This is a genomic window from Candidatus Nitrosomarinus catalina, from assembly GCF_002156965.1.
In the GTDB taxonomy this organism is placed as follows: domain Archaea; phylum Thermoproteota; class Nitrososphaeria; order Nitrososphaerales; family Nitrosopumilaceae; genus Nitrosopumilus; species Nitrosopumilus catalinensis.
Genome location: NZ_CP021324.1, coordinates 916,384 through 932,784, shown reverse-complemented (window position 1 = coordinate 932,784; position 16,401 = coordinate 916,384). Strand labels below are relative to the sequence as shown.

The following is a 16,401-nucleotide window of genomic DNA, read 5'->3' as shown; positions in this document are numbered from 1 at the left end:
ATCTAAATTCACTAATGGTAAATCATGTCTCAAGAAATACTTTCAAAATTAAATACTGCTCACATCGAAGAAATTTCTTCATCTAGAAATGAACCTGAATGGTTAAAAGATTATAGAAAAAATTCATTATCTGTTTATGATAATTTACCTATAGAGACATCTCCATTATACAACAAATACACAGATGCCAAAAAAATGGATCCTGATAAAGTATCCCTTTCTACAACTACTACTGAAACAATTCCATCTTTTCTTCAAAAAAGATTGGGAGAGTTAGAAAATGAGATTTGTATTATTCAAATTGGAACAAATATCTATAAAATCAATTTACCTGATGAATTAAAATCAAAAGGATTAGTAATTTCTTCAATTTCTGATGCAATTCAAAATAATTCTGAATTGGTAAAAAAAGCATTAGAGGCCTCTAGTTCTGAAGAAGATAGATTTACTGCCTTGAATAATGCAGCATTTAATTCAGGAATTTTTATTCATGTTCCTAGAAACTTAATCTTGGAAAAACCAATTTACTTTTTGACTTGTTTATCTGAGGATGGACATTCTACAATTTCTAGAAATATTATTTTTGCTGATGAAAGTAGTAAAGCAACAATTGTTCAGGAACTGTATTCTCCAAAAATTGAAACACAACAGGCATACCTTGAATTAATGAATACTAATGTCGGTGATAACGCTCAATTGGATGTCACCACTTTACAAATGTTAGATCAAAGCGCTGTTACATTTTCTACCAAACGAACTGATTTGGGTCAAGATGCTAAAGTGAACTGGTATTCGGGATTATTTGGTTCTATGTTGTCTAGATACAAAATTGAGTATTTTCTTAATGGAACTGGTGCATCATCTAATGATTCTGAAGTTATTTTTGGAAATAACGAACAATCATTTGATATTCAAACTAATGTAAACCATGAAAGTCCTGCTACTGAAGGGAGAGTAGTTGAAAAATCTATTCTTCGAAATAAATCTAAATCTCTTTTCAAAGGAATGATTCGAATTAAAGAAAATGCTTCTAAATCTAATTCTTTCTTGTCAGGTCGTTCAATTCTACTTGATGAGGATGCTAAATCAGATGCAATTCCTGGATTGGAAATTTTTACTAATGATGTTAAAGCAACTCACTCTGCATCTGTTGCACAAATAGACGAAGAACAAATTTTCTATCTAAAAACTAGATGTCTTAGTCATGAGGAAGCTGAAAGAACTATTGTTGAAGGCTTTTTGGAACCATTGTCTAGAAAAATGTCTTTCCAAGTTAGAGCCTGGATTGCATATCTTATCGAATCAAAATGGGATAATCGTGAACTCAGTATAAATACTGATGAGGAACTAGCTAAGTTTGTTGAAATTGAAGAGACAAGATATGATGAAAATTCTGAAATTGAACAACATTACAAGTACAGGTGATAATTTTGTCTGAATGGATTAAAGCATGTAGTTTAGATCAAGTAAAGAAAGGTGAACTTTTTGGATTTGTTCAAGATGGTAGGAAATTATTGATAGCTAATCTTGATGGTACCATTCATGCAACTGATTTAATTTGTACTCATGCAGATGCAGATCTTTCTACAGGATTTCTTAGTAAAGAAGGTGTAAGATGTCCATTACATCTTTCTGTTTTTAATTTAGTTAATGGGAAACCCAATAATCTTCCTGCTGAAACTGCACTTAAAGTATATCCTGTAAAAGTCGATAACAATGAAATTTTTGTGGAGGTATGAGAATTGCAAAGTACTGAATCCTCTTTTGAAAATATACGAAAAGATTTTCCTATTTTAAAAAGAACTGTTAGAGATAACAAACCTTTAGTTTATCTTGATAATGCATCTACAACACAAAAACCAAATCAAGTAATTGATGCTATTACTGATTATTATCAAAATCATAATGCAAATATTCATCGTGCAGTTTATGCTCTTGCAGAAGAATCTACTGAAGCATATGAAACTGCAAGAGATAAAATTGCAAATTTTGTAAATGTTAAAAATCGTCAAGAAATAATTTTTGTTAGAGGTACTACTGAAGCAATCAATTTAGTTGCATATGCCTGGGGAAGATCTCATGTCAATGAGGGTGACATAATTGTAACTACTGAATATGAGCATCATAGTAATATTGTACCATGGCAATTACTCACACAAGAAAAACGTGCAAAATTAGAATACATTGGAATGGATGATAATGGGGAATTAAATTTAGATGATTTAGACAAATATCTTGCAACTGGAAAAGTAAAACTTGTTACATTTAGTTTGATGTCTAATGTTCTTGGAACAATTACTGATGCTAAAAAAATTATAGAAAAATGTAAAGCTGCTGGAGTTCTTACTTTGATAGATGGTGCACAGGCAGTACCTCACATGAAAGTTGATCTTGACACCCTTGGATGTGATTTCTTTGCATTTTCTGGTCATAAGATGTTGGCTCCGACTGGGGTTGGTATCTTGTGGGTAAGAAAATCTGTATTACAAACAATGAATCCATTTCATGGTGGAGGGGATATGATTCGTGAAGTTCACAAATATGAAACAACTTGGAATGAACTGCCCTACAAATTTGAAGCAGGTACTCCAAATATTGCGGATGTAATTGGATTCGGTGCAGCAATTGATTATCTTACAAAGATTGGAATGGATAATGTTAGACAACATGAAATTGAATTAACTACATATGCTCTAGAGAAATTTGCAAAAATTCCTGGACTTCAAATTTACGGTACTAAAGATATTGCAAAACGTGGTGGTGTGATTTCATTTAATTTTGCAGATGTACATCCTCATGATGTTGCTGACATTATTGATAAAGAAGGAATCTCGTTACGTTCAGGTCATCATTGTGCTCAAGTTCTAATGGAGCGGCTAAATGTTGCAGCTACTTCTAGAGCTAGTTTCTATATTTATAATACAAAAGAAGATGTTGATGCTTTAATCGATTCATTAAATATAGTGGCAAAGGTGTTTAAGTTATGAGCAGTGGAACTGACATCTATCATGAAATGATAGTTGATTATTCTAGAAATCCCATTAATTATGGTGAGATCGAAGATCATGACGTAACCTTTCATGATTCAAATCCTTTGTGTGGGGACAGTATTGATATTGATATGAAAATTGATGATCAGAAAGTTTCTGATATTAAATTTCATGGAAAGGGATGTGCAATTTGCATGGCTTGTTCTTCAGTTTTAACTGAAATTACAAAAGGAAAATCTCTTGAAGAGGTTAAGAAAATCGACAAACATGATATCTTGAGTGAATTGGGTCTTGAACATTTACAGGCTGTTAGAATAAAATGTGCTTTGTTGTCTCTTAAGGTTCTCAAATCTGCATTATACACATACCTTGGCTCCCATCTTGAAAATACTGAGGGAATAGATAAGCTAAAAGCCGAGGCCGAGAATCTATACTAGTATGAGTGATTTTACCCCTTCAACGCCTTTAGAATTACAAATTAGAAAAATAATTTTTGAAAAATTTAATGACGTAGATAAAAAATTTACCAATGATGAAGTTTTTGAAATTCTAAAATCTAATGGTGACATTGACCCCTCTTGGATTATTGATGATACCGAGTCATTGTTCAATAATATGTGTGATTCTGGTTTAGTGCGAAATATTGCACAAAATTTTACTACTATCTTTTTAAAATTATTTGACCCTGTTGAGAAATTTCAATGCGATTCTTGCAATCAAGATATTTTCCTCGGGACATCTGAGGAAAGAATTTGTCCAAACGCCTCTTGTAAATCTACTATTTAGATCTGTGTTTTATTGCAGCATCTTCTAATGATTTAATCATTGGAAGTTTCTCTCCAGTTAGATAAAGAACTAGTGCTCCACCTGCTGTACTGATATGATTAATTTTATCTGCTAATCCTTGTTGCTTTAATGCTGTTGTTAAGTGACCTCCACTAACGATTGTTGTTGCCATTGAATTTGCAACTGCATTAAGCATTTCTGATGTTCCGTATCTGAAATTCTCTTTCTCAAAAAATCCTGCAGGACCACTTATGAAAACAGTACCTGCACCTGAAATTAATTTTGAATAATACTCCACTGTCTTGGGACCTAAATCAAAAATTTTATCCCCTTTGCCAATTTCTCTAACGTCCATTTCTACTCTTTCACCATCTCTGTCAATTGCAATATCTACTGGAGTTGCAAAAACATCCGGATAATCTCCGATTAATGAATGTGCTTTGGCTACTACTTCATCCTCATTTTTAATTCCTAACGGTGATTTGATTCTGGCTTGTGCTCGCATAAACACATTTCCAATTAACCCTGTAAGTAAAACATGATCTGCACGACCATTTTGAATTAATAATTTGATAGCTTCTAGTCTATCTGGTACTTTAGAGCCTCCTAAAATAATCACATGTGGTGCTTTAGCAACTGTCATCATTTCATCAAGGTTTCTAACTTCTCTTTCCACAATTCTTCCTGCACAAGATGGCAATACTTGTGCAAACCCTACAATTGATGGATGTGATCTATGTGCACTTGGAAATGAATCTAATACACAAAGATCAAATAATTTAGATAATCTTGAGACCATTATTGTTTTTGCTGCATTTTCTGGTGTAAATTCATAATTTTCTTCAGCACATAGTCTGAGATTGTCTAAAAGTAATATTTGTCCTTTTTCTAAATTTTTAATTGCATTTTGTGCTGATTCCCCAATGGTATCCTCAACATATTTAATTTCTCTACCCATTAATTTTTCAAGAACTTCTGCATGCTTGTGCATCCCTGTATACTCATTATTTCCAACTCTTCCTTGATGTGATGCTATCACTACTTTTGCATCTTTTAATGATTCGAGTGTTACAATGGCTTCTTCTATTCTTTTAGTACCTAAAATTTCTCCTGTTTCTGGATCTATTGGACAATTCATATCCATTCTTAGAAATACTGTTTTACTATCTAGATCAAAGTCATCTAATGTGAGAACTTTCACGCCTTTTCTATTATGCACTTGGTTAAAATCTTTAAGCCGATCAAAATTATTTATAAAAAATTATTTGTTTGATATGATTTATTTTTTTGAAGGCTATGTATTAATAAAAATTAAAAGATGTATAGTTGAGGTTTAATTAATTGCAAAACTGGCTATTTGACATACGTTCCCGTTCTTTTGTCTTATTGACGGCATTGTTCCTCATTTTAACAGCTTTTGTACTTTCTGAACTAACTAATGATTTTGATCAAAATATAATTCTCTTTATTTCTGAAAATGTTGGTAATCCTACTCTTGATATTTTCATGCAGTATGTGACTGAAAGTGGAGATGTTTTTAACATGATGATATTTGCGATAATTGTATTATTAATTCCAAAAACTCGTAGAATTGGAATTACTCTGTTAATTTTAATTGTAATTGCCACTCTTCTTACTGGTTACATCAAATGTGGTGTTGATAGAGATAGGCCTGATTATGAATACATTGGGGTTGAATTCCCTGTTCAAATTAGCCATGATACTTTTGCATTATTTTGTGAAGGTGGGTATGATGCATCATATCCATCTGGCCATGCAGCTAGATCTATGATTTTTGCAATAATTTTGGGCTATGCTTTGTCTGAAAGATTCCCTCGTGGCGCCTATTTGATTTTCATATATCCTGCAATGATTTCTATTAGCAGATTGTATGTTTTACAGCATTTCCCAATGGATGTTATCGGTGGAACTGTAATTGGTGTAATGTTGGCAGGAGTTATGGCAAATAGGACAAAATTATACCAGATTTTTGATAAATCAAAAACCTAATTCTTCTAAAACTGAATTATCAATAAGAACAATCGCAAAATGTTCATCATCATGATGGTATGTCCAATATTTTACATCCCTGGTCTCATTTTTCTCTCTTAATCCTTTTGTGATCCCTGTAGTTACTGTATATCCAATCCTTTTTGCAATTTTAGTTTCTTTTGGCATTAACACTTTGTAACCTTCCTTTTTTTCTTTAAATCCTAGATGTACCATATCTTCAATTGCTTTTATTGCATCTTCTTCATTTTTTAGATCATATGTTTTTGAAATTGGTAAATCTTTTGGATGAAATTCCATAATTTGTATAAAATTTAATCACTAATATTTTTTAAAACCGTCTATTTGCGATCAATATTGGTTAATTTTCTTAACAGAAAAGTCAAATCATGATCATATTAACAACTTAATCCACTCTTTATTTTTAGGAATTCATTGGCATCTTTAGAAAAAACAGTAATTGAATTACGTCAAAAGAAAAAAGAAGCAACCAAACTAAAACAAAAAGCTGAAGAAGAACTTAAACAACTTCAATCTGCAGAAAAACGTTCTGCAACAGGTTTGCAAAAAATGATTAAAAAAATTGAATCTGAAAAAGAGGATGTTTCAGACGTTTCAGAAAATCTTACTAGAAAAAATGCTCAGGTAGAAAGTATTGAAAGATTAGTCGCAACTGCTGAAGAAAGAGTAAATAGTGAAAAAGAAGCAATTGAGAGAACTGAACAAGAACTAGAATTTGCTGATACTCCTGAAGAAAAAAATAATGCTGAGGCTAGATTACGCTCATTAAATGACCATGTTCAAGAATTAATTTCAGAAATAAATAACAGACGAAAAACATTGAAAAAAATTACTGGTGAAGTTACAAATTTCGATGATATTAAATCTAAAATTACTACACAAATAAAAAAACAAACTAAATCAAAACCATCTCTTCGTAGCACAATTTCGTCAAGTCACAAGAATGCTTCAAAAGTTATCAAAGAAATTGAGAAACGAACAAAATCGGAAGAAAGAATTACTAAGGCTTTGGATAATGCATCAAAAAAATTAAAAGAATATCTTGCAAAAAAGCGTGCAGCAGCTAAAAGAAAACCTGCAAAGAAAACAGCAGCTAAAAGAAAACCTGCAAAGAAAACAGCAGCTAAAAGAAAACCTGCAAAGAAAACAGCAGCTAAAAGAAAACCTGCAAAGAAAACAGCAGCTAAAAGAAAACCTGCAAAGAAAACAGCAGCTAAAAGAAAACCTGCAAAGAAAACAGCAGCTAAAAGAAAACCTGCAAAGAAAACAGCAGCTAAAAGAAAACCTGCAAAGAAAACAGCAGCTAAAAGAAAACCTGCAAAGAAAACAGCAGCTAAAAGAAAACCTGCAAAGAAAACACGTCGTTAAATTTTTTCAAATTTTTTAATGAGTTATTAATGTCTATAATGTTTAATTTTTAAAATGAATAAACGAGGACCTTTAATTTCATTTGCTGGTTCATTTTTGATTATGGTTTCTTTTATTGTAGCTGTATCTGCAGTTCCTGATGAGGTTCCCAACTCTGAATCTTTATTGATCTCTTCTCTCTTTGAAGGGATGTTTGATGATGTCTCTGAACCCTTTCAAATCATGCCTGGAAATATGGTTTATACTTCTTTTAGTACTTTCATTTCTGACGTCCCTGTACTTTGGGGAATTCAAATTCTGGATTATCAAAATGGTGATAAATTATCTATAACAATCTCAAATATTTTTGGAGATTCTTATGGTGAATATGTTCAATCTGATTCAGTTTATTTTGAAACAATTTTTGTTGAACAATCTGATACATTGAATTTTGCAATTGAAAATATTGGAGATACTGATATCGAATTTGTAATAATGTTTACCGAAGATCCTGAAAATTCTGAATCTTTTACAAATCCTAATTCACCTATTGCTGAAATGGTTGTTCCACTAATTGTTTCTGGTATATTGCTTATTGTTGGAATTGTTACTATGATAATAGGGATCATAATGATCTTGATTGATTTAAAAAATAATTTTGAAAATAAAAAAAACTTCTAAGGCTTTACAGTCATCTTGCCAAATTTACCTTTGGTTAAAGATACTTCTCCTCTAAACTCATTTGTGTATCCATTTTCAATGACAACTTTGTCACCGACATTAACTGCTTTAATGTCATCTCCCCACAATGTAAGTTTCATTTGATTTTCTTCTGTTCCGTCTCCGTTTGCTATTGTTGCATCACAGACATCCACTGTTCCAGAACCTGATTTGAGGTTCACAGTTCTTGGATCTCCTTTGCCGATAACTTCGGCTTCAACATTAACTCCGCTTTTCATTTTTTTTGCTTCGGAAATTGGTATTGATTCTGACATGTGATTTTCAATAACCTTTTCAATTATAAGCTTTGTTAAAAAATTTCTAAAATTATGGATCAATTTATCAAATAGTAATTGAGAAATATTGGAAAAATATAGTATTGTTGCAGAGGTATCGAAGCCCGGTCAACCGAGAGGGACTCAAGATCTCTATAATATAGGAAATCCCTTCTCTTAGGAGTTCGTGGGTTCAAATCCCACCCTCTGCACTATTATTTTACTAAAATTTCAAAAATTATGCAACAATTGTCTTGATTTTGCTGACTGAATGATTTGATATGCTTTTGTGCATTTCAGCTAATTGATCCTCTTTGAAAGTAAGATTACATCTATAGCATTTCCAAACAGTATCTGACATACCTAATAAACCAACAAATTGTTTATAAGGATATTGCATGATTGATCCTATTTGTTGTAAAACATGATCATTGTTTGTAAAAACATGAAATTTTTTGATAATTTTTAGAAATTATCCTATTATCTGCTGACTAAATATGGATCCAAGGGTTTAGAAACAAAATACCTGTACAATTATTGAAGAAAATTGGATATTTTTGAATTATTTGGAGAGTTTTCCTATTTTGGAATTTTTCTGGTGTTGATTGGTGTTAATGCTTCTCCGATTTTAATGCCTCCCAGTTGGATTGTTTTAACATCTTTCTATCTCCTTGATCCTACTTTGAATATTGTACTTCTTGCAGCAGTTGGTGCAACTGGAGCTACCATTGGTAGGTTTTTTTTAAAAAAAATAAGTGGATTATTTCGAAAATTTGTTGGTGAAGAACAAAAATCAAACCTTGATATCATTGGAGATTATTTGAATAAGAAAAAATATGGATATTTACTTGCATCATTTTTGTTTGGAGCGACACCCCTTCCAAGTAATATTTTATTCATTACCTATGGATTAATGCGAGCAAAGAGTGTTGGAATTTATGTTGGATTTTGGTTTGGTAGAACTATTTCCTATATTATAATGATATATTTTGGTAATGCTGTTTTAACACCCTTTTTGGAAATCTTTGAGGACCGTCTTACTGGTATATTGTTGATTGATGGAGTTGGAATTGGCCTGATTGTTTTATTTGCATGCATTAATTGGACTGTATTGATTACTCAAAGAAAAATAAAATTTGTTAAACCAAAAATTTGGAGATTATGAATGAATGAATTAGATTCTATAAAAAAAGAAGTAATAAAAATAATGGATAATGATCCTGCACACGATTTTGAACACGTAATGAGAGTTTATCATAATGCAGAAAAAATTACAAAAAAAGAAAAGGCAAATCAAAAATTAGTTCTTATTGCAGCACTACTACATGATATAGTTTCATACCCCAAATCAAGTAAACGATCTAAATTCTCTTCTGTTGAAAGTGCAAAAAAATCTAAATCTATTTTAAAAAAATATAATTTTTCAAATGAGGAAATTACTATAATTTGTGATGCCATTGAAGATCATAGTTTTTCTCAAAATAGAATTCCTAGAACTATTGAGGGAAAAATATTACAAGATGCTGATAGACTTGATGCCTTAGGTGCAATAGGCATTGCAAGAGTTTTTGCTACCAGCGGTTCATTGAATAGACCTTTTTACAAAATTGATGATCCATTTTGTAATGGACGAAAGCCTGATGATAATCATTGGGCCATTGATCATTTTTTTAATAAATTATTAAAATTGCATTCTTTAATGAATACCAAATCTGGTAAAATGGAAGCTAAAAAAAGAACTAAGGTCTTGAAACTATTTTTAAAACAATTTAAAACTGAAATTTAGCCATAATCAACATATCTGTCATATCTTTTTTCAATTTCTTTATTTTCACCTGAAATAATTTTTTCATATTCTTGCTTTTTTCTAAAATCTATGTACTTGTTGATTGCCTCAAAATCTTCATTTTTTGGAAATGATTCAAAGACTGGTTCAATCATTTTTAGATATTCTAGTGTTTTCTCCCTAAATTCTTCTACTGTTGGTTTTCTTATTCCTTGCATTCTAAACCAAACTGCTGTCCAACTTGCACCTACAACATGTGGCAATAAATCAAATGCCCTTTCTATTTCAAAACGTTCATCATTTCTCATGATTCTTGAAGAAATCTTGAGGCTGATTTTGCAAAATATGTGACTATCATGTCTGCTCCTGCTCTTTTAATGGAATGAAGGATTTCTAATGTGATGTCTTTTTCATTCACATATCCTAATTGTGATGCTGCTTTAACCAATGCATATTCTCCTGATACACTGTAAGCTGATACTGGTACATTGTACTTTCGTCTAGTTTCTGCAATTAAATCCAAATATGATAATGCTGGTTTAATCATCACCATGTCTACTCCTTCATCAATGTCTGTTTCTACCTCCATCATTGCTTCTCTTGCATTTGTAAAAGGAACTTGGTATGTTTTTCTATCTCCAAATTTTGGTGCACATTCTGCAGCATCTCTAAAAGGTGAATAAAAGTTTGAACGATGTTTTGCTGAATGTGACATTATGGACACATCTGTAAATCCTTTTTCATCTAATGCTTTTCTGATTGCAGCAACTTGACCGTCCATCATTGCTGATGGTGAAACTGTATCTACTCCTGCTTTAGCTTGACTAACAGCAATTTTTGCAAGTGTATCTAAACTGGTATCGTTATCTATTTTATCTCCTTGAATAATTCCACAATGACCTGTGGATGTAAATTGACACAAACAAACATCTGCCATAATTACTATTTTATCTCCAAATTCTTTTCTAATTTGCGTAATTGCTTTTTGAACAATTCCTTCATCGTCAAAAGCTGAACTACCTGCTTCATCTTTTTGTGTGGGGATTCCAAATAACATTATTGCTGGAATTCCTAAATCTATAATTTCTTTAACTTCTTGATTTACTTCTTCTAATGGTAATCTCTCAATTTCTGACATTGATTCTACTTTGATTCTAGTTTTAAGATCTTCTTGAACAAATACTGGGCAAATGAAATCTTTTGGAGTTAATGTTGTTTCTTGAACTAGCTCTCTCATTTTTTCTGAAATTCTTAATCTTCTAAGACGTTTAGTTGGAAATGACATATCTGAATTCATCCTGGCTAAAATATAATCCTAGTCAGCCTGATTTTGTTTTTTATAGTCGAAAAGTCTAGTTGCTAATTCTAATACGTCTGGCTGGCCTTGTTCTGATGCTTTTCTGATATTGTTCATTGGAGTTGATACTATGCTTTCTACCACTGCTTTTGTTAATTCCTCGATAATTTTGACTTTCTTTTCATCTTTTTCATCTAACATTTGTAATGCTTTTTGTAATTCTTTTTCTCTGAGATTCTCTATGCTTTTGAATACATCTGTTACAAGTGGTTCTGCATCTAGTCTTTTCATTGAAGCCTCTAATACTGAGATTTCTTCTCTAATTATATTTTCAACGGTTTTCACCTTGTTTAATCTGGCATTCATGTTCTTTTCAACCATTTCTGCAATTTGATCTAAATTCATTAATTTGACTCCTTTGATGGTAGCTACTTTTTCATCGACTGTTCTTGGATTTGATAAATCTAATATCATCATTCCATTGTTTTTATTTTTCATTGCGTCTGTAATTCTATCTTGAGTGACAAGAAAATATGGTGCAGTTGTTGCCACAAATATTATGTCATATTTTTCAAATCCTGAAAGTATCTCTTCAAATTTAATTGGATTGCCCCCCATAGTTTCACAAAATGTCTCTGACCTACCTATTGTTCTACTTGTAACTTTAAACGCATACCCTCTTCTTTGTAATGATTTTGCAACAAGAGTGGAAACTTCCCCTGTTCCAATTAATAAGATCTCTTTTGTTTTTAATTCGTCAATGTTTTCTTCTGCAAGTTTTACTGCCATTGAACCGACTGATATTCCGCCTTTTCCAATTCCACTAGAGTTTCTAATCCTTGTTCCCATTCTGATTGCTTTGTCAAATAATGTGTTTAGATGTTGACCTGATGCTTTTGATTCTCTTGCAGATGTAATTGAATTTTTTATTTGGCCTAAAATTTGCTCTTCCCCTAATACCATTGAATCTAAGCCTGATGTTAGTTTTAACAGATGATGAAGAGCATCGTGGTTCTCTACAAATTCTATATTTTCTTCAAATGTTTCTTCGTCTAATCCTGCAATACTTGCCCATGTTTTTTTGATTTTATCTGTATTATCCGTTTTTGATTTACCAAATAATTCAATTCTGTTACACGTTTGAATAATTACACATTCATCCAATTCTGAATGTTTCTTGAACTGTTGATATGCGTTATCTATGTCTTTTATTGTAAATTTTTCTAAAATATGAATTGGTGAATTACGAAATGTTACACGTGCATTGATGATATTTTGATTCATTTCCATTTTTTAATTATCTCTATTGCTCGCTTTTCTGCCTTTTTTACCTGACCGTCTTTTATTAACTGATCAATATGCTTGTCATTCATGATGTTGTTCAAGCACTGTTTTCGTTCGAATTGAGTGGGAATGATCTCTTTAGCAAGTTTTCGTGATATTTTCTGAATCTTAATTTGATCAATATCTTCTTTCAAAATTACTTTTTTTAGTGCTTTTTCAGATTTTGATTTAATCTTTTTGGACATTGCTGGACTTTTACCGCCAGTAAAAATTGCAATTTGTATTGTTTTTTCAAAATCTATTATTGATGCATTTGAAAAATCACTGTCATCTGGATTATCTGAACTATATACGATGGTTTTTCTCTTTTTTGCATACGTGATTATCTTTTGATTAATTTTTCTATCATTTGTGGTTGTAATTATTAAATCTGGTTTCAATTCTGTAATACATTTTAAATTTTCAATTTTCTGTTTTTTTAATTTAATTTTTTTTATTTTAACCCAATTTTTAATTTGTTTGTTTATGGAATCACTAATTACTAAAATTTCACATTTTTCATTTAATATTGATTTAATTCTTTTTTCTGCTTCGTTTCCTCCACCTACGACAATGATTTTTTTACCTTCTAGATTTAGATTAATTATCATCGATCCAACACCCCTCAGTTTCTATTTATGTATTAAAACTAATTTTTGAAATACTAGCTACATTTTTAATTGAATTGCCAGGTAATTCACATATTGTCTTCTTTAGGCGAATCTGATAAGGAACTTCTAAATGAAATTCAATGGACTTTTCCTTTAGTTACTAGGCCATTTGATGCTATTGCTAAAAAATTTGATACTACACCTGAAATTATTAAAGAAAAATTAAACCATTTGAAAGAAATTGGTGTTTTAAGACAACTAAGTGCAATATTTGATACACGAAAACTAGGCTATACTAGTTCATTAGTTGCAATGGAGATTGAACATGATAAATTAGATTATGTAGCTTCACAAATTAATCGCCATCCTGGTGTTAGTCATAACTATGAACGTGATCATCAATTCAATCTTTGGTTCACTTTAGCAGTTCCTCCAGGAGCTGATTTGAAAACAGAACTTGAAAAATTCAATGTATTGAAAGGAATTAAAAAAGTTAGGATGCTTCCAACATTACAATTATTCAAAATTGGTGTTAAGCTTGACATGGTTGATGACAAAAAACATGATGTTGCACCAACTGAAGAAAAAAAAGAAATTAAAAATGTTAAATTTGAACCTACTGAACAAGATAAAGATTTTATCCGTGAATTACAAAAGGATATGGAAATAATTGATGAACCTTTTGTAAAAGCAGCAAATAATCTTGGAATAACTGAAGATGAGTTATTTGCAAAAATGAAACACTACGAGGGTATTGGCGTTTTACGAAGATTTGCAGCTATCCTTAGACATCGTCAAGTTGGATTTACTGCAAATGGTATGATAGTTTGGAAGGTTCCTGAAGATAGAATTACTTCAGTTGGTGAGACCCTGGGTTCATTTCCTCAAGTTAGTCATTGCTATGAGCGTCCTACTTATGATGATTGGCCATATAATGTATTTTCAATGATTCATTGTAAAACCCAAGATGAGGCAAATGATGTTGCTAAAACCATTCAAAATCAAATCAATGTTGATGAATTTAGAATTTTATTTAGTTCACGTGAATTCAAAAAAACTCGTGTTGAATATTTTGTAGAAAATTCTTTTAGTTTAGAAGACGCAGCTACTTCTTAAACTTCATTTTTATCGTGTCCTACAACATGTATGTTGCAAAAATATTGATCATTCATGTTACAATAGTATAGAGAATCTTCTCCACATTCTTTACATGGGGGTTTTTCGTCTTCTTGTGATAATTTTGTATGGTAAATTTTTGTTCTATTGCTGATTGTTGAGTCTTTATAAATTCGTGTTAAATTTGAATAATATTGCAATTCTTCTGGACTTAGTGTCTGTTTCTTATTGATTTTTTTAATCATTACTTCCCATTTCTGATAGTTGCCAATTTTGGCAAGTTTCATTCTTTCAATCACTTCGATGGTTTTTTTTAAATTAATTGGTTTACTCATTTGATATTTAGCTTGTTTGTGGAGTTGCTTTTAATTCATAAGATGGCCAGGTATTGTATAATTCCTCAATTTCTTTCATATCTGACACTGAAACATATCCTCCTTTTGTCATCTCAACATAATTTACAATCTCTTCTTCACTTACTACTGTTGGAAACACTGATGCAAATCCTTTCTTTGACATGATGAATTTCATTGATAGTTCTGTAATTGTTAAATCATTTCTTTCTGCAATTGGTTTTAATTTTTCAACTTTTTCTAATGATGCTTTAATCCATTCTCCTTTTCGTACTGATCTGTGATCTTTTTCATCAATTTTTGTTTCTGCATTTACTTTTCCTGTAAGTATTCCTGATGCTTCTGGAACTCTGACAAGAATTCCTACATCTTTTTCTTGTGCTTTTTTCATTAATTCATTTCCTGGAGTTTGTTCTAAAATATTGTAAACTGTTTGAACTGCGCTAACGTTCGGTCTATCCATTGCTTCTAAGCCCTCTTGTGTCCATCCAATTGCAGGACCTAAAGCTACTTGATATGTGTTAATTGATTTATCTTCGACAAAACTATCTAGCAAATTGAAAATAGAATCATCTCTAATGTGGTTTAATTTTGGATTATGTAGTCCGTACATGTCTAAATGATCAGTTTGTAATCTTTCTAAACTATTTCTTAATGCCTTTCTAGTAAAATCTTCATCAAATTTTTGAGGTAATTCTGCATGCCCAATTTGTTCAACTTCTGAGAAATCATAACCGTACTTTGTAGATAGTACGACTTCATCTCTCATATCTTTGAAAACTTCCCCAATCAGTCTTTCACTTTTTCCTTTTCCATACATATCTCCAGTCTCAAAAAAATTGATTCCTAAATCATATGCTTTTTTTAACATTCTTTTTGCTTCATCTTCTTCAATTTTCTTACCCCACCAATCTAGTGCAATTGACCATGCACCAAAACCTAACTCTGATACTTCGATGTCTGTTTTTCCAAGTTTATTGTAATTCAATTTTATCTCCTTTTAATTTCATTTTTTATTTGAAAATTCATCATTTATGTTTATCCGAGATTTGCATCTATGGTATTTTGTTTTAATGCTTAGCCTAAACTAGTAATTAGTGGGATAATGTCTTTTTTTACACATACAATCATTGGAATATCATTTTTTACATATGTTGAAACTTGTGTTTCTCTTAAATCCATGATCAAATCTTGGAAATCTCTGATTTCATCCACTTCAAAGGCTAGCATGAAATCTTCGTCATGTATTCCAAATGAATAAGTTGTGTTGAGTACTATTTGTGGATATTTTTTACTTACTTCAATATGCTCATCCATTATTTCTTGACGTTTCTCTTTTGGTAATAGATACCATTCTCTTGTCTTTGTAAATGGGTAGACAATGACATGTTTTTTTGGATTATTTCCTGTCATGAAACCTAATGCTTTTTGATCTTTTACATAAAGTGATGGTCTAGTACATGACAAATATGTCATTGATGCAATAATGTATTTTCCAAATACTGTTTTGTATAATTTTTCAATTACGATTTGAATTTCTTCTACTGTTTTAGCTGCAAACCAAAATAAAAAATCTGCATCGTCTCTTAATCCTAAATTTGAATATGATCTAAACATGATGCCTGAATTGCTAATGATATTTTCTACTTCTTTTGCTGATTCTTCTTTTGCTAAATCTGCCATCCATCTCCATTTAGGATCAACTTTGAAAAATGAAAAATTAAAAAAGTATTGTTCACTATTTTCTGACATGATTTTAAATTCTA

The 16,401-nt window shown here is 31.2% G+C and carries 22 protein-coding genes and 1 tRNA gene; 12 read left to right on the top strand and 11 right to left on the bottom strand.

Annotated features, from left to right (window positions below; translation table 11 throughout):
- Positions 1–24 precede the first annotated feature (24 nt).
- Genes sufD through NMSP_RS05615 form a run of 5 tightly spaced genes read left to right on the top strand, consistent with a single transcriptional unit; the run spans position 25 to position 3,776 of the window.
- A complete protein-coding gene (gene sufD / locus NMSP_RS05635) occupies positions 25–1,425 on the top strand; it encodes a Fe-S cluster assembly protein SufD (RefSeq protein WP_086907847.1) in 1,401 nt (466 codons plus the stop codon).
- Positions 1,426–1,430: 5 nt separating this feature from the next.
- On the top strand, positions 1,431–1,739 hold the full coding sequence (locus NMSP_RS05630) for a non-heme iron oxygenase ferredoxin subunit (protein ID WP_086907846.1): 309 nt from the start codon (positions 1,431–1,433) through the stop codon (positions 1,737–1,739).
- A 3-nt stretch (positions 1,740–1,742) separates the two neighbouring features.
- The gene (locus NMSP_RS05625) at positions 1,743–2,987 is read left to right on the top strand and encodes a cysteine desulfurase (RefSeq protein WP_086907845.1); all 1,245 of its coding nucleotides are present in this window, start codon (positions 1,743–1,745) and stop codon (positions 2,985–2,987) included.
- The gene (locus NMSP_RS05620; protein WP_086907844.1) at positions 2,984–3,427 is read left to right on the top strand and encodes an iron-sulfur cluster assembly scaffold protein; all 444 of its coding nucleotides are present in this window, start codon (positions 2,984–2,986) and stop codon (positions 3,425–3,427) included. Before NMSP_RS05625 ends, NMSP_RS05620 begins: the two co-directional genes overlap by 4 nt.
- Before the next feature lies 1 nt (position 3,428).
- On the top strand, positions 3,429–3,776 hold the full coding sequence (locus NMSP_RS05615; protein ID WP_086907843.1) for a hypothetical protein: 348 nt from the start codon (positions 3,429–3,431) through the stop codon (positions 3,774–3,776).
- Here NMSP_RS05615 and NMSP_RS05610 read toward each other — a convergent pair.
- A complete protein-coding gene (locus NMSP_RS05610) occupies positions 3,769–4,977 on the bottom strand; it encodes a phosphoglycerate kinase (protein ID WP_086907842.1) in 1,209 nt (402 codons plus the stop codon). The two genes, NMSP_RS05615 and NMSP_RS05610, sit on opposite strands and share 8 nt — an antisense overlap.
- 140 nt (positions 4,978–5,117) lie before the next feature.
- Between NMSP_RS05610 and NMSP_RS05605 the strand changes: the two genes are divergently transcribed.
- Positions 5,118–5,786 carry a phosphatase PAP2 family protein gene (locus NMSP_RS05605; protein ID WP_086907841.1) on the top strand — a complete coding sequence of 223 codons (669 nt, stop codon included), beginning with the start codon at positions 5,118–5,120 and terminating at the stop codon, positions 5,784–5,786.
- On the opposite strand, the gene NMSP_RS05600 is transcribed toward NMSP_RS05605, so the two are convergent.
- Positions 5,775–6,086, bottom strand: coding sequence for a hypothetical protein (locus NMSP_RS05600; RefSeq protein ID WP_086907840.1), 312 nt, complete (start codon positions 6,084–6,086; stop codon positions 5,775–5,777). The genes NMSP_RS05605 and NMSP_RS05600 overlap by 12 nt on opposite strands.
- 135 nt (positions 6,087–6,221) lie before the next feature.
- Here NMSP_RS05600 and NMSP_RS05595 point away from each other — a divergent pair, with 135 nt between their 5' ends.
- Together NMSP_RS05595 and NMSP_RS05590 are read left to right on the top strand one after the other, a co-directional pair.
- Positions 6,222–7,175 carry a coiled-coil domain-containing protein gene (locus NMSP_RS05595; RefSeq protein WP_086907839.1) on the top strand — a complete coding sequence of 318 codons (954 nt, stop codon included), beginning with the start codon at positions 6,222–6,224 and terminating at the stop codon, positions 7,173–7,175.
- A gap of 54 nt (positions 7,176–7,229) precedes the next feature.
- Positions 7,230–7,835 (top strand): hypothetical protein, encoded by a 606-nt coding sequence (locus tag NMSP_RS05590; RefSeq protein WP_086907838.1) that lies wholly within the window; start codon positions 7,230–7,232, stop codon positions 7,833–7,835.
- Here the strand turns inward: NMSP_RS05590 and NMSP_RS05585 are convergent.
- Positions 7,832–8,149, bottom strand: coding sequence for a single stranded DNA-binding domain-containing protein (locus tag NMSP_RS05585; RefSeq protein ID WP_086907837.1), 318 nt, complete (start codon positions 8,147–8,149; stop codon positions 7,832–7,834). The genes NMSP_RS05590 and NMSP_RS05585 overlap by 4 nt on opposite strands.
- Positions 8,150–8,258: 109 nt before the next feature.
- Between NMSP_RS05585 and NMSP_RS05580 the strand changes: the two genes are divergently transcribed.
- Positions 8,259–8,361 (top strand) — tRNA-Leu (locus NMSP_RS05580).
- 26 nt (positions 8,362–8,387) lie between these two features.
- Here NMSP_RS05580 and NMSP_RS08500 read toward each other — a convergent pair.
- A complete protein-coding gene (locus NMSP_RS08500; RefSeq protein WP_192866148.1) occupies positions 8,388–8,549 on the bottom strand; it encodes a hypothetical protein in 162 nt (53 codons plus the stop codon).
- A 147-nt stretch (positions 8,550–8,696) separates the two neighbouring features.
- Between NMSP_RS08500 and NMSP_RS05575 the strand changes: the two genes are divergently transcribed.
- Entirely contained in the window at positions 8,697–9,314 is a 618-nt protein-coding gene (locus tag NMSP_RS05575; RefSeq protein ID WP_086907836.1) for a hypothetical protein, read from the top strand.
- Complete coding sequence (locus NMSP_RS05570) at positions 9,315–9,935, top strand: HD domain-containing protein (RefSeq protein WP_086907835.1); 621 nt, start codon at positions 9,315–9,317, stop codon at positions 9,933–9,935. It begins immediately after the preceding gene.
- On the opposite strand, the gene NMSP_RS05565 is transcribed toward NMSP_RS05570, so the two are convergent.
- Genes NMSP_RS05565 through NMSP_RS05550 form a run of 4 tightly spaced genes read right to left on the bottom strand, consistent with a single transcriptional unit; the run spans position 9,932 to position 13,166 of the window.
- Entirely contained in the window at positions 9,932–10,243 is a 312-nt protein-coding gene (locus NMSP_RS05565; RefSeq protein WP_086907834.1) for a hypothetical protein, read from the bottom strand. The two genes, NMSP_RS05570 and NMSP_RS05565, sit on opposite strands and share 4 nt — an antisense overlap.
- Positions 10,240–11,220: a porphobilinogen synthase gene (gene hemB, locus NMSP_RS05560; RefSeq protein ID WP_086908401.1), complete on the bottom strand. Its 981-nt coding sequence runs from the start codon at positions 11,218–11,220 to the stop codon at positions 10,240–10,242. Before hemB ends, NMSP_RS05565 begins: the two co-directional genes overlap by 4 nt.
- Before the next feature lie 30 nt (positions 11,221–11,250).
- Entirely contained in the window at positions 11,251–12,516 is a 1,266-nt protein-coding gene (hemA, locus tag NMSP_RS05555) for a glutamyl-tRNA reductase (protein WP_192866235.1), read from the bottom strand.
- Positions 12,513–13,166, bottom strand: a complete 654-nt coding sequence (locus tag NMSP_RS05550; RefSeq protein WP_086907832.1) for a precorrin-2 dehydrogenase/sirohydrochlorin ferrochelatase family protein — start codon at positions 13,164–13,166, stop codon at positions 12,513–12,515. The genes hemA and NMSP_RS05550 overlap by 4 nt, the downstream gene beginning before the upstream one ends.
- Before the next feature lie 93 nt (positions 13,167–13,259).
- On the opposite strand from NMSP_RS05550, the gene ahbA reads away from it, so the two are divergent.
- Entirely contained in the window at positions 13,260–14,282 is a 1,023-nt protein-coding gene (gene ahbA / locus NMSP_RS05545) for a siroheme decarboxylase subunit alpha (RefSeq protein ID WP_225971253.1), read from the top strand.
- Here the strand turns inward: ahbA and NMSP_RS05540 are convergent.
- The 3 genes from NMSP_RS05540 to NMSP_RS05530 form a co-directional block, all read right to left on the bottom strand.
- Positions 14,279–14,617, bottom strand: coding sequence for a hypothetical protein (locus tag NMSP_RS05540; protein WP_086907830.1), 339 nt, complete (start codon positions 14,615–14,617; stop codon positions 14,279–14,281). The two genes, ahbA and NMSP_RS05540, sit on opposite strands and share 4 nt — an antisense overlap.
- A gap of 7 nt (positions 14,618–14,624) precedes the next feature.
- Positions 14,625–15,623: an aldo/keto reductase gene (locus NMSP_RS05535; protein ID WP_086907829.1), complete on the bottom strand. Its 999-nt coding sequence runs from the start codon at positions 15,621–15,623 to the stop codon at positions 14,625–14,627.
- An 89-nt stretch (positions 15,624–15,712) separates the two neighbouring features.
- Positions 15,713–16,387: a chlorite dismutase family protein gene (locus NMSP_RS05530; protein ID WP_086907828.1), complete on the bottom strand. Its 675-nt coding sequence runs from the start codon at positions 16,385–16,387 to the stop codon at positions 15,713–15,715.
- Between the last annotated feature and the right edge of the window lie 14 nt (positions 16,388–16,401).